This is a genomic window from Paenibacillus ihbetae (genome assembly GCF_002741055.1).
GTDB classification, from domain to species: domain Bacteria; phylum Bacillota; class Bacilli; order Paenibacillales; family Paenibacillaceae; genus Paenibacillus_AQ; species Paenibacillus_AQ ihbetae.
On sequence record NZ_CP016809.1, the window covers coordinates 4,155,725 to 4,168,902 of the forward strand.

Consider the following 13,178-nt stretch of genomic DNA (forward strand, 5'->3'; position numbering starts at 1 on the left):
CCGGGCCTTGAAGCTTGGCTTCAGGGAGGCTGCTGGTGCTTTTCTAGAACTCAAGATCAAACACTCCTTCTATATAGTAAGAGATACCACACATGTCATTGTGCCCGAATAAAAAGAATAGACCCCAGGTCATGTACCTGCGGTCTATGTGTAATCCGCATCAAACCCTCCATAAAGATAGCGCAACACGGGCGATTGCGTCATGCAATTCCCGTGACAGTTCCGTCCCTTTCGGCAACGACCCCAGCACAGAATACAAGAGTATATCCTGCACTTCGGCAGCCATGCCTTTCATCTGCGCTTCTTCGGCTCCTCTTCGCCTCGACGCGATTACTGATCATGTCTGCAACCTCTACCTCATCTTGGATTGATGAGGCTATCCTTCTATTCAGTTCTAACAAGAGATTCCTAGTATAAATCACATCGCGTGTGAGAATCAATGGTTAATTTTGTCGCCTGGAGTGTTGATCCGATAACGTCCGGCTATCTGCTCAAGGGTATGGACGGCATAGGGCCGTTTACGAGCGGGTGCGCTTGGCCATCTGCTGCCACACCGTTCCGGCTGCTTCCTCACCGGATTCGATCCGCTCCAGGGCCATGCGGGCCTGCAGGCTGACCTCGAATTCAGGGTCATTCGCCGCCTCCTCGAGCGCCGATCGGGCTTCTTCGGTTCCGACCTCATAGAGGAAGCGGGCGGCCCGCCAGCGTACGATCTTGCTGGTATCCTTCAGCGATTCGATCATAACCGGCGTGGCGGCCGCATCGCCGATATCGGACAGCGTATCGCCGGCAGTCCGGCGCACGGCCGGCGCATCGTCACGCATCGCCTCGTACAGCAGTTCCATCGCTTCAGGCGTGCGCAGGTCGCCGAGGTAAACAACGACAAGCCGCCGGATTTGCATCTTCGGATCCTGCAGCGCTTTGCGGAGCAGAGGGATATGCTTCTCGTTCGGCTCCAGCACCTCAAGTGCGGCGTAGCGGACGCGCCAGTCTTCATCCGAAAGCGCGGCCTCGATTTCCGCATCGCTCAGCTTGCGCCGCTGCTCCACAAATTCCTCGTCGTTGGCGCCGTGGGCGATCGCCTGCGCCACTACGCGATCCAGGCGTTCCTGCGGGAACGCCGCTTCCAGCTCCTGCTCGACCTCGCGCGCGATATCGGCAAGCTCGCCGTAGCGGACGCCGTATTCCTTCAGCTTGCGCTCTTTAATGAGGGTGGCGGTCGCAACCTCGGTCACCGCTTTGGTGAACCGGTCGGACAAGGCGATTCGCTCCTCCTTGGCGCCGCTCTTTACACGGATCTGCATCGGAATGCCGCGGAAATACTGAACGAACACCTGGGCTTCGCCGAAGGCGGCCTCCTGTTCGCCCTCATTCAGTCCTGCTGCCAGACCCTCCTGGCCGAATATCTCCTGCACGGCACCCAGGATGGAAGGCCAGTCCGCATTGCCTTTGCGGTCCAGCGCGATGAAGTCGGCCGTATGGAACACACTTTTCACACCCGGGATGTGTAGCAGCTGGCGGATCCAGGATGGAGCGGATCGTTCGTTTTCGATTGTATATGTTTTGCGTATGCCCGGCTCCAGCGTTTCATCCAAGTGAAGCTTCATGGAGTTCGGGCTTGGGGTCGGTTCGATGAATGTAATCTTCATAGTTCAAGTATCGCCTCCTTATGCTCCTATTGTACCTCAGTTCCCCGCGGGAAAAAACAGCGCATCCCGGCTTGGCCGCCGGCAAGAGCGAATTTTTGGATAAAAAGAGGAAAGGTTTGTCAAACTATCCTTTGAGAAGGCGCTGATTGACCTGAATGCCACCGGAAGACAGGCAACTGCTTCTGCGCTTCTTGCGGAGGGCTTACATAGAAGATTTATAAGGACGATTCCAAAATGGGAGGGAGAAGACCTGCCATGTACCGTAAGCAGGAGAGAACGCTGGCTCTGGTGTGCTTGATCGTTGCCGCGATTATGCTGTACGGCGCGGTGAAAGGGTATCTGCGTTACATCCATTTTTTCGGCTGATGCGAAGGGGAGGATGCGTGCTAGGCGGTTGCTAAACCGGAGCGATCCCGGATAACTCGAGTGCCCCGAACGATCTCGGGCAACCGAGACGAGCCCGGGAACCCGAGCACCCCGGAAGCGATCCCGGGCAAACGTTGGGCTCCCGGTACCCGAGCGCCCAAGCGATATGGGGCAACCGAGGCCATCCCGGTAACCCCAGCGTCCTTAAGCAGTCCCGGACAACCCGAGCGACCCGAAGCGATCCCGGATAACTCCGAGCGACCTAAGCAACCCGAGCAGCCATTACTATGAAGGAGTGAGCCTTAATGTCTTCACTGGATCCGGTATTAATGAGCCGGATATTGACCGGTTTGACCCTGTTTGTACATATCGTATTGGCCACGATCGGGGTGGGCATCCCGATTATGCTGGCATTGGCCGAATGGAGGGGAATCCGGACGGGAGATGATCATTATACGCTGCTGGCCAGGCGGTGGGCGCGGGGATATGTCATCACGGTTGCCGTAGGCGTCGTGACAGGGACGGCGATCGGGCTGCAGCTAAGCCTCCTGTGGCCGACCTTTATGCGCGTAGCCGGGAAGGCCATTGCACTGCCGCTGTTTATGGAGACCTTCGCGTTTTTCGTGGAGGCGATCTTTCTGGGCATTTATTTATACACCTGGGACCGGTTCAAAAATAAATCGACGCATCTGCTGCTGCTCATTCCCGTAGCCATCGGCTCATCCGCTTCGGCTTTCTTCATTACGAGCATGAACGCCTTCATGAACCAGCCGCAGGGATTCGAGCTGATAAACGGCGTGTTCACGAATGTGAATCCGTTCGTAGCGATGTTCAATCCGGCAACGCCGACGAAGGTGAGCCATGTGCTGGCTTCCGCGTTTACGACGAGCGCAGGCGTGCTGGCGAGCATTGCGGCTTTTAGCCTTCTTAAGGGAAGCACGCATGTTTATTTCAAAAAGGCGCTGAAGCTGACCGTTGTCTCTGCCTTCGTTTTTGCGCTTGCCACGGTGGCCATCGGGGACTTCTCGGGTAAATTTTTGGCCAAATACCAGCCTGAGAAGCTGGCGGCGGCGGAGTGGCATTTCGAGACGATGAGAGGAGCGCCGCTCATTTACGGCGGCATCCTCGATGAGAATCATGAGGTTAAATACGCTTTGAAAATACCGTACGCGCTCAGCATATTGGCAGGCAACAACCCGGCGACGAAAGTCATCGGATTGAACGAGTTCCCAGAGGATGAACGGCCGCCGCTCTCGGTCCATTATTACTTTGATCTCAAGGTGACCATCGGTGGGCTTCTGGTATTGATTCCGCTTTTATATTTGTTTCGCCGCAAGCTTCCCGGCAAAAAGCCTTATCCAAAATGGCTCCTGCTCAGTATAGTGGCATTAGGGCCTTTAGCGATGTCGGCGATCTGGCTGGGGTGGTTTTTGGCGGAGATCGGAAGGCAGCCTTGGATCGTACGCGGTTACATGAAGGTGGCGGATGCAGCGACAACCTCCACCAGCGTAGGCTGGATGCTGATCCTGTTTATCGTCCTGTATCTAGTGCTGTCCGTGTCTGCGATCCGCGTGCTCAGCCAGCTGTTCCGGAACAAGAGCGCCGAAGAGGAAATCCGGGCGCTGGGACTTGAAATCGAAGGAGAGGACCGCGCATGAGCTATGCCATGGTAGCCATTACAATCTTATGGACGTTTCTGTTCGGGTATTTAGTCGTTGCCTCTATTGACTTCGGCGCGGGCTTCTTCAGCTTTTACAGCGTGCTCACCGGACACCGGAACAAAATCCACAACATTATTCAGCGGTATTTGTCCCCCGTATGGGAAGTGACCAACGTCTTTCTGATCTTCTTCGTCGTCGGGCTGGTCGGCTTCTTCCCGGATGCAGCCTTCTATTACGGAACGGCGCTGCTCGTGCCAGGCAGTTTGGCGCTCGTACTGCTGGCGATACGCGGAGCGTATTATGCGTACCATACGTACGGGAGCCAGACCGAGACCCGGACAAATAAGGTATATATGGCGCTGTACGGCGCGACAGGGCTCCTCATTCCGGCTGCGTTGTCCACGATCCTCGCGATTTCCGAGGGGGGAATCATAGATAAGGTTGACGGGAAGGTTGTGCTCCATTGGTACAGCTTCTTTACGAACCCGTACACCTGGTCCGTCATTATTTTGGCTCTGGTGAGCGTGTTGTACATCTCGGCGATGTTCCTGACCTATTATGCCCAGCGGGCTGGGGATGAGGTTGCCTTCGGGATCGTCCGGGGGTATGCGCTGGCCTGGAGCGGGCCGACGATTCTCGCATCCTTGTTCGCCTTCTTCCAGATCAATCATCAAAATCCGGTGCATTTTCAGAACATGCTGAATATGGCGTGGATGTTCATAGCTTCCTTCTTATGCTTCTGCATCGCCGTGTATCTCGTGTGGAAAAAAATAAAGCTGGGCCTCGCCTTTGTCATGGTGATGCTTCAATTTGCGTTTGCCTGGTACGGATACGGGCGGTCGCATTTGCCGTACATTCTATACGACTATATTCACGTCCATGAAAGCATCACCAACGATACGATGGCCGTCGCGCTCATCACTGCGTTCTTGCTGGGGCTGTGCGTGCTGATCCCCTCGCTGATCCTGCTGATGCGCCTGTTCCTGTTCGATGCGAATTACATTCGCGGCAAATCTGCGAAGAGAGGGTGAGACGATGGAGGATTTCGGTATCTTTGTCGCCCCGTTTCTGACCGTGGCGGCTGCCGTTGCGTTCCTGGCCGTTTATGTCGTCAAATATAAAGATCCTTCGGATTAAACCGCGGGGGAGCAACATTCTCGCACCGGCGATTTGCTGATTCGCCGCATTTCAATTGCGTTATAAGAAACAACAAAGCGCAAAAGTTGAGCGGAGAGGCCGGCACAGGGTACAATACTGGATATGGAAGGAGGAGGCTGCATGCCAAAAGTCCGCTATAACAATATCGATAATGTCAGCACGGACAAAACGTTAAAGCAGTTCAAGCAGTGGCGTGACGAGCGCCGTCAGAAGAAGAAGGACTATTCGTATGTCATTCCGAACCTGACGCCGGATTTGCCGTATTTGCACAGCAACCGGCACGAAACCTCCGTTACATGGGTCGGGCATGCGACCTTTTTCATTCAATATGAAGGTATGAATATCGTTACCGATCCGGTATGGGCGCGGAGAATGGGGTTTACGAAACGGCTCGGCGAGCCGGGAATTCCGATTCAAGACATTCCGCCGGTCGACGTCATTCTGATCTCGCATTCGCATTATGATCATATGCATTTTGCGTCCATCCGGAAATTGTACAGGTCCGAGACGACGATTATCGTCCCGATCGGCCTGCGACGCAAAATGGTCAGAAAGGGCTTTCGCCGCGTGATCGAGCTGCAATGGTGGGAATCGGCGACGATCGGCAGCGTGAAAATATCGTTTGTCCCGACCCAGCACTGGACGCGGCGCACGCCGTTTGACACCAATACCTCCCATTGGGGAGGCTACGTGCTGGAGCCGGCGCAGCAGGAAGGACGGACGCCAGAAGACGGCGCAGACCAGGACAGCTGCGACGTAGCACAGGGCGGGGACGGAACGCGCCTGCTCCCCCCGAATCTGTATTTTGCCGGGGACAGCGGATATTTTCAGGGCTTTAAACTCATTGGCGAGCGGTTCAACATTCATATCGCCTTAATGCCGATCGGAGCCTACGAGCCGGAATGGTTCATGACCTCCCAGCATGTCAATCCAGAGGAAGCGCTGCAGGCGTTCCAGGATGTAAAGGCCGAGACGATGATTCCGATGCACTACGGAACCTTCAAGCTGGCCGACGATACGGCGAAGGAGGCGCTCGACCGCATGGAGGCGGAACGGCAGCGTCTTGGGATCGCGAAGGAGCGCATCCGGGTATTGAAATACGGAGAGACGTTCAAGATCCAGCCGGAATGCCGGAATGCAGAATCCTAGTTTCCTCCGAAGATGGGGGAACGCGTGAATGGAATGGAACTCTCACGATTCGCTGATTGTCGGAGCGGGTGGTGGGAGTTTTTTGTTTAAACTGTTTTTAATCCGTCGATACGCTTCGATAACTGCCGGACTTATGCTATAATGTGCTGTAACCACAGTGAAAAAGGATGGTAATGCGATAATGATCAGTACAAGCGGCGTAACGCTCCGCTATGGCAAACGAGCACTATTTGAAGATGTAAATATAAAATTCACGGCAGGCAACTGTTATGGCCTGATCGGCGCCAACGGGGCGGGCAAGTCGACGTTTCTGAAAATTTTGTCCGGCGAGATCGAACCGAACCAAGGCGAGGTTCATATGACCCCGAACGAACGCTTGGCCGTTCTGAAGCAGAACCATTATGAATATGATCAATATCCGGTTCTGGAGACCGTCATTATGGGACATGCGCGTCTGTACCAGATCATGAAGGAGAAGGACGCGCTTTATGCGAAGGCCGATTTCTCGGAAGAGGACGGCATGCGTGCGGGTGAGCTGGAAGGCGAATTCGCCGAATTGAACGGCTGGGACGCCGAGCCGGATGCGGCCGCGCTCCTGATCGGTCTCGGCATCCCGCGCGAGCTGCATGACAAGAAGATGGCAGAGCTTTCCGGTAACGAGAAGGTGCGGGTTCTCCTCGCCCAGGCGTTGTTCGGACGTCCGCACAACCTGCTGCTTGACGAGCCTACCAACCACTTGGACCTCGAGTCGATTCAATGGCTGGAGAACTTCCTGATGGATTACGAAGGCACCGTTATCGTTGTATCCCATGACCGTCACTTCCTGAATAAGGTATGTACGCATATTGCGGATATCGATTTCGGCAAAATCCAGCTCTATGTCGGCAACTACGACTTCTGGTACGAGTCCAGCCAGCTGGCGCTCCAGCTGCAGCGGGAATCCAACAAGAAGAAAGAAGAGAAGATCAAGGAGCTCCAAGCCTTTATCCAGCGGTTCTCCGCCAACGCTTCGAAATCGAAGCAGGCAACGTCGCGGAAGAAGCAGCTGGAGAAAATTACGCTGGAGGATATCCGTCCTTCCAACCGGAAATATCCGTTCCTTAACTTCAAGCCGGAGCGCGAAGCGGGCAAGCAGCTGCTCACGGTTGACGGAATCACCAAGAGCGTGGAAGGCGAGAAGGTGCTGGATAATGTCAGCTTCGTCGTGAACAAAGGAGATAAAATCGCTTTTGTCGGGCCGAACAGCTTGCCTAAGACGACGCTGTTCCAGGTGATCATGGGCGAGACCGAGGCCGAGTCCGGCGAATACAGCTGGGGGGTTACGACAACCCAGGCCTATTTCCCGAAAGACAACTCCGCGTATTTCGACGGCGTGGATCTGAATCTGGTCGAGTGGCTGCGTCAGTATTCCAAAGACCAGGATGAGACATTCCTGCGCGGATTCCTCGGACGCATGCTCTTCTCCGGCGAAGAGGCCCTGAAGAAAGCCAGCGTATTGTCCGGGGGCGAAAAGGTCCGCTGCATGCTTGCCAAAATGATGCTCAACGGCGCGAACGTGCTGGTGTTCGATGAGCCGACGAACCACTTAGATTTGGAGTCGATCACGGCGCTCAACAACGGGCTGATCGATTTCGACGGGACAATCCTGTTCACTTCGCATGACCATCAGTTCATTCAGACGATTGCGAACCGGATTATCGAGATTACGCCAAGCGGCATCATCGATCGCGTCATGAGCTATGACGAGTACCTGGAGAGCGAAGAGATCAAGGCTCTTCGTGAACGTATGTATGCTGTAGAAGCTACCTCATAATAACGCCTTGCTGGGTCTCCCCGGCAAGGGAACGTCATCTGCGACTAAAAAATGCTGCATCTCTTCGATGAAAGAGACGCAGCATTTTTTTGCGTTTTCGGATAGCGGCAGCGGCAGGCTCGATTAGGAGCCGCCGGTGCGGCGACGCTGATTGTTTGGTTTTTTGTTGTTTTGGCTCTTCAGTTTAGGGGTTTGGCCAGGCTGGAACTGCCCCGGTTTGCCGGCAGCCGAGTTCTGCTGCTTCTTCTGCTCCAACTTTTGACGGATGGCATCCGCCAAATTGATTTTTCGCGATTCCTGATTCTCGGGCATGGGATCACCCTCTCCTTCGTGGTTTAGCTGATCTCATTTTATTCGTTTTTAAAACCCCCCGCAAGGGTAACAATAATTAATACTGTTTTCTACTAATGACCGCGGGCCCGGTGCCGTGCATCCGGTCAAGGCGCCTTTCGCATCGAAGCGGCAAGAATAGGCTTAGCCGGCGTGAATATGGATAGGATCAGGAGGTACGCTTTATTCTGCCTTGCCATGCTGAATTAAAGGGGAGACGCGCATCGTGGATGTCTATGAGAATATAAAAAAAGGGGAGCGCGGGGCATGGGTCAGCATCGGGGCATATCTGGCGCTCTCGGCATTTAAAGTTGTGGGCGGAACGGTATTTGCCTCCAGCGCTTTGCTTGCCGACGGCTTTAACAATATGACGGACATTGCAGCTTCGGCAGCTGTACTGATCGGCCTGCGCATCTCCCGAAAGCCGCCCGATTCCGACCACGCTTACGGGCATTTAAGAGCCGAAACGGTCGCTGCATTGATCGCATCATTTATCATGGCGTTCGTCGGGATTCAGGTTTTGGTTGAGGCGGGGCGGTCATTTTTCGAAGGGGAGAAGCAAATCCCGAATATATGGTCTGCGGGCGTGGCCGGCATTTCCGCAATCATCATGCTTGGCGTGTACCGCTATAACCGGAATCTCGCCCGGCGTATCGACAATCAGGCCTTAATGGCTGCGGCCAAGGATAATTTATCGGATGCACTGGTCAGCGTCGGGGCGGCAGTGGGCATCATCGGATCACAGTTCGGTCTGCCCTGGCTCGACACGGCCGCTGCCATTGCGGTAGGTTTGCTGATATGCCGGACGGCCTGGGGAATATTCAAAGAGTCGACCCACAATTTGACGGACGGCTTCGACGAGAGCCGCCTGTCCGATCTGCGGGCTACGATTGCGAGCACCCCCGGGGTGGAAGGGATCAAGGATATGAAGGCAAGAATCCATGGGAACCGGGTCCTGGTGGATATCGTGATTGAGGTGGACCCGCATATCAGCGTTCTTGAAGGTCATCGGATCAGCGACCGGATCGAGGAGAGGATGGAGAAGGTCCATGACATCATGAGCGTGCATATCCATGTGGAGCCCAAGGGATCCGGATGAACGTGCCGGAATCAGGTTAATCAGCGGAAACGTAAAGAAACCGTTCTGTATGTAATGCGGGCATCAAGCCCCTTACGAATGAACGGTTTCTTTCACGTGTTACCTTAATGCCTAGCAAGCAAAAACAGACTTGCAAACCGATTGTATGTGTTTATAAAAGAGTCGTGCCTATTAATCGACATAAATCCAGGCGGTACCGAGCCAGGTATAGATCTCAACCCATTCCCCGCCGCGAGCGTCTTCAAAGCGATTGCCGGTTGTATCTACTTTTTGCGGAGCCAGAGCGCCGACTTTTTTGCCGTTTGGCGCGTTATAGAAGTAGGTAAGCTTGGTCAGCTCATGCATCGGCGTCGGGTTCAGGACCACTTCGTCAGGCTTAATGATCGGTTCGTCCGAGTTGTTGTTGTACGTTGAGTTTGTAACCGTCCCGGTGACCGGATCTGCGCTGGCAACGGCTGTAAGGGATAGGGCTAGAGCTAGAGCTGCGGTAATGCTTACTGTTTTTTTCATTGATGGGTTTCCTCCTTGGGACCGTAGTATTGATTTTGACAATAACGTAATACCACAATATGGATACGCTGAATCAATAAAGCTGGGATCATTTCGCTCAAAAAGTGACAAGCCTATCTTCTTCATATATACTTTGAGACGAAAGAAGGCTATTATACAGCGATATTTTTACTTCGTAAAGGGGGGGCTGCGATGGCACGCCGAAGAAAAAGAGCCGGCCGGTTGTTCCTGGTCATCCTGATCCTTTTGCTTGTCGTTGCCGGTGCTGCCGTCTGGTTTGTCTATCCTACCCAGAGTCTTGATTTAAAGTACCGCACCGTTGATTTCAAGGAAAAACTGATGACGATGATTCAAAACCGCGACACCCGCATGAAGCTGAGTCTCGAGGAAGTATCGCAGCTTAGCAAAAAGAATTTGGTCAAATATAAGAACACCCATGATTTGGGCGTTGAAATTACAGGGGCCGATTTTCAAATGAACGGTACCGTGATGACGGCACAGATGAACGGCCGGTATGGGGTGCTGCCCTTTGGTGCCATTTTGAAATTTCAAATGTCGGCAAGAGGAAGCCAGCTTATTCTAAATCACCAGTCAACGACAATCCGGGGCGTCGAGGTGCCTCAAAATGTGTTCGTGCTGGATCCGATCGAAATTTCGATCAAGGATTATTTACCGGATTTGGTGACCGTTAAGGATGTTAAGTTTTTATCCGACGGACTGGAGCTGAATTTTACGCTCGATTGGATGTCTATCCCGTCACTGTTTAAGTAAGCGAATAGGCGAAAGACCCAGAAGAATCGAACCGTTCGATTCTTTTGGGTCTTTTTTAATGCCAGGAACTTTTCAGAAAAACAAAGAAAATTTGATATGTAAAGATTGACACGAGTATTCTCGCCTACTATAATCATTAATTGTTTAGTCGAAAATGTTTTAGTACTAAAGTATTTAGAGGGCCGTGTTTCGAGAACCCGGAGCTCTAAATCGGCCGGTGCTGGTAAATAAAGGAGCGAGCGAAGCGATGCCGATTCGGAATGAAATTCTGGAGTTGGAAATGTTGTTCAAGAAGATGCTTCGGACGATTCAGAATGAATGGCAGAAGGAGGGCTTCCCTAAACTAGGCAGGACGCAATACACCGCTTTGGAGATCCTTCACGAGCAGGGTCCTCTTCGGTTGTCGGATTTGGCCGATTCGATTCATGTGACATGCGGGGCCGTGACCGGCATCTCGGACAAATTGATTGACGGCGGATTTGCGCGCCGCGTTCGGGATCAGGTGGATCGCAGAGTTGTGCATCTTGAGATTACCGAGCAGGGCAATGAGCTGATAACCCAGCTATCCAAGAAGCGGAATGAATTGAGCAAGATGTTGTACGGTTTCTTGACGGATGAGGAAATCAAGCAGCTCGGCTGCTTGTACCGGAAGATAACAGCGAACATTGAGCATATCCAAGGTAAGCTGTCCACATAGAAAAATCCGTAGTTGTGCAAACTTACTTAAGAAAGAGAGTGAAGCGATGATGAGTACCCATACTGCGGTTCGCCCCGGCGAACCTGTTAAGAAAGGGCCAATTATAGCAGCCCTAATGATCGGCGCTTTCGTCGCCATCCTGAATCAAACCCTCATGAACGTTGCTCTGCCCAGCATCATGGAGAATCTGGCCATTAAGCCGACGGTTGCCCAGTGGCTGACAACCGGCTTTATGCTCGTAAACGGGGTTCTTATCCCGGTAACGGCCTATTTGATCGCGCGTTTCTCGACACGGCAATTATTTATAAGCGCGATGCTCCTGTTTACGATCGGGACCCTGGTCTGTGCCATCAGCCCGAATTTTGCATCCCTGTTGACCGGACGTCTTGTCCAGGCTGCCGGCGCAGGCATTCTTATGCCGCTGATGACGGTTGTGTTCCTGAACATCTTCCCGGTGGAGAACCGGGGGAAGGCGATGGGCATGATGGGCATCGCGATGATCTTTGCGCCTGCCATCGGTCCGACGCTCTCAGGCTACATCGTGGAGCATTATGATTGGCGCGTTCTGTTCTATATGATTCTTCCGTTCTCGGTAATCGCCACGCTGATCGGTATTTTCTTCCTGAAAAATGTCACCGAGGTCAGCCGGCCGAAGCTGGATATGTTGGCCGTCATCCTGTCGACGCTCGGGTTCGGTGGCCTGTTGTACGGCTTCAGTGACGCGGGCAATGACGGATGGTCCAGCACGCCGGTCATTTCGACGCTTGCCGTCGGTACCGTTGCGCTGATCCTGTTCGTGTGGCGCGAGCTGAAGGTCAAGGATCCGATGCTCGAGTTCCGCATCTTCAGATACAATATGTTCACGCTGACCACGCTCATTAATATCATCGTTACGATGGCCATGTACGCCGGTATGATTCTGCTGCCGATTTATCTGCAGCAAATCCGCGGCTTCACACCGGTCGAGTCCGGGCTGCTTATGCTTCCGGGAGCGATCCTGATGGGGATTATGTCTCCGATTACCGGCGCGATCTTCGACCGGATCGGTGCGAAATGGCTTGCGGTCATCGGCCTTGCCATAACGGTGCTAACGACCTGGGAGTTCAGTAATCTGAGCGAAACGATGTCTTACGGCATGATCATGATCATCTATACGGCCCGTATGTTCGGCATGTCGATGCTTATGATGCCGATCCAGACCGCCGGCCTGAATCAGCTGCCGCGAAGCCTGAACGCCCACGGAACAGCGATGTCCAACACGCTTCGCATGATTTCCGGCTCGATCGGCACAGCCATTCTCGTAACGGTCATGTCTACGCAGGCCCAAAGCCATGGCGAGGCATTGATGAAGACCGGCACGTTCGACCCGAATAATCAAGCCGATTTGCTTCGCCTAAGCCATGAGTCCACGATTTATGGCATTAACTACGCCTTCGTCATCGCGACTTGGATTGCGGTCGCCTCGCTTATTCTGGCCTTCTTCATCAAGAAGACGAAGCCGGCGGAGGAGCCAGCCCCTTCAGGAACCAAGGAAGCGGCTACGACGGTGTAAATTCGACGACAACAATATGAGGAATAAAGAACGGGTGTCTTCCCTGCAGCTTGGCCGCGGGGAGGACACCCGTTTATTTGTGTGGAAGAGGAGCTTGTCGCTGCTCGCTCTTATATCTAGCTGTATGAAAGGAACTTCTAATCACTCGTCACATACTTCGTCTGCGTCCGGTAAAAAGAGTGATGATGAACAGGACGACGAAGATGAAGAACAGCACCTTGGCGATGCTGGCTGCAGCTTCAACGATGCCGAAGAAGCCGAAGATTCCTGCAATCAAAGCAATAACCAGAAAGATGACGGACCATTTCAACATGAGGATTCACCCTGCTTTCTGAATTAATTTTTTTGGAAACGCATTACTATGGTCTAGGATGCCTGTAAGCGAAAGTTCCTGGCCGATTTGGAAGCCTGGGGAAAATCGTC

13 protein-coding genes and 1 riboswitch are annotated in these 13,178 nt (G+C 53.3%); of the genes, 9 read left to right on the forward strand and 4 right to left on the reverse strand.

The window, feature by feature from the left end:
• Nucleotides 1-170 precede the first annotated feature (170 nt).
• Nucleotides 171-363: riboswitch (Lysine riboswitch) on the reverse strand.
• A 155-nt stretch (nt 364-518) separates the two neighbouring features.
• Entirely contained in the window at nt 519-1,649 is a 1,131-nt protein-coding gene (locus BBD41_RS18390) for a conserved virulence factor C family protein (RefSeq protein WP_077568179.1), read from the reverse strand.
• 671 nt (nt 1,650-2,320) lie between these two features.
• On the opposite strand from BBD41_RS18390, the gene BBD41_RS18395 reads away from it, so the two are divergent.
• The 5 genes from BBD41_RS18395 to BBD41_RS18410 all read left to right on the forward strand — a co-directional run bounded on the left by BBD41_RS18395 (nt 2,321) and on the right by BBD41_RS18410 (nt 7,796).
• The gene (locus tag BBD41_RS18395; RefSeq protein WP_077568178.1) at nt 2,321-3,673 is read left to right on the forward strand and encodes a cytochrome ubiquinol oxidase subunit I; all 1,353 of its coding nucleotides are present in this window, start codon (nt 2,321-2,323) and stop codon (nt 3,671-3,673) included.
• Nucleotides 3,670-4,707 (forward strand): cytochrome d ubiquinol oxidase subunit II, encoded by a 1,038-nt coding sequence (locus BBD41_RS18400; RefSeq protein ID WP_077568177.1) that lies wholly within the window; start codon nt 3,670-3,672, stop codon nt 4,705-4,707. The genes BBD41_RS18395 and BBD41_RS18400 overlap by 4 nt, the downstream gene beginning before the upstream one ends.
• Nucleotides 4,708-4,711: 4 nt before the next feature.
• On the forward strand, nt 4,712-4,813 hold the full coding sequence (cydS, locus tag BBD41_RS30670) for a cytochrome bd oxidase small subunit CydS family protein (protein ID WP_397311271.1): 102 nt from the start codon (nt 4,712-4,714) through the stop codon (nt 4,811-4,813).
• A gap of 141 nt (nt 4,814-4,954) precedes the next feature.
• On the forward strand, nt 4,955-5,983 hold the full coding sequence (locus BBD41_RS18405; protein ID WP_077568176.1) for an MBL fold metallo-hydrolase: 1,029 nt from the start codon (nt 4,955-4,957) through the stop codon (nt 5,981-5,983).
• Nucleotides 5,984-6,164: 181 nt separating this feature from the next.
• Nucleotides 6,165-7,796, forward strand: a complete 1,632-nt coding sequence (locus BBD41_RS18410; protein ID WP_007131689.1) for an ABC-F family ATP-binding cassette domain-containing protein — start codon at nt 6,165-6,167, stop codon at nt 7,794-7,796.
• Between the two features lie 123 nt (nt 7,797-7,919).
• Here BBD41_RS18410 and BBD41_RS18415 read toward each other — a convergent pair whose 3' ends face one another.
• The gene (locus BBD41_RS18415; protein WP_007131688.1) at nt 7,920-8,108 is read right to left on the reverse strand and encodes a hypothetical protein; all 189 of its coding nucleotides are present in this window, start codon (nt 8,106-8,108) and stop codon (nt 7,920-7,922) included.
• Nucleotides 8,109-8,349: 241 nt separating this feature from the next.
• On the opposite strand from BBD41_RS18415, the gene BBD41_RS18420 reads away from it, so the two are divergent.
• Complete coding sequence (locus tag BBD41_RS18420; protein WP_099478415.1) at nt 8,350-9,225, forward strand: cation diffusion facilitator family transporter; 876 nt, start codon at nt 8,350-8,352, stop codon at nt 9,223-9,225.
• A 171-nt stretch (nt 9,226-9,396) separates the two neighbouring features.
• On the opposite strand, the gene BBD41_RS18425 is transcribed toward BBD41_RS18420, so the two are convergent.
• Entirely contained in the window at nt 9,397-9,735 is a 339-nt protein-coding gene (locus BBD41_RS18425; protein WP_077568174.1) for a hypothetical protein, read from the reverse strand.
• Nucleotides 9,736-9,927: 192 nt separating this feature from the next.
• On the opposite strand from BBD41_RS18425, the gene BBD41_RS18430 reads away from it, so the two are divergent.
• From BBD41_RS18430 to BBD41_RS18440, 3 genes are all read left to right on the forward strand, one after another.
• Complete coding sequence (locus BBD41_RS18430) at nt 9,928-10,506, forward strand: hypothetical protein (RefSeq protein ID WP_099478416.1); 579 nt, start codon at nt 9,928-9,930, stop codon at nt 10,504-10,506.
• A 247-nt stretch (nt 10,507-10,753) separates the two neighbouring features.
• Nucleotides 10,754-11,203: a MarR family transcriptional regulator gene (locus BBD41_RS18435; RefSeq protein ID WP_099478417.1), complete on the forward strand. Its 450-nt coding sequence runs from the start codon at nt 10,754-10,756 to the stop codon at nt 11,201-11,203.
• Nucleotides 11,204-11,252: 49 nt separating this feature from the next.
• Complete coding sequence (locus BBD41_RS18440; RefSeq protein WP_099480688.1) at nt 11,253-12,755, forward strand: DHA2 family efflux MFS transporter permease subunit; 1,503 nt, start codon at nt 11,253-11,255, stop codon at nt 12,753-12,755.
• 148 nt (nt 12,756-12,903) lie between these two features.
• Here BBD41_RS18440 and BBD41_RS18445 read toward each other — a convergent pair whose 3' ends face one another.
• Nucleotides 12,904-13,068, reverse strand: a complete 165-nt coding sequence (locus BBD41_RS18445; protein WP_077568171.1) for a DUF1328 domain-containing protein — start codon at nt 13,066-13,068, stop codon at nt 12,904-12,906.
• Nucleotides 13,069-13,178: the final 110 nt, after the last annotated feature.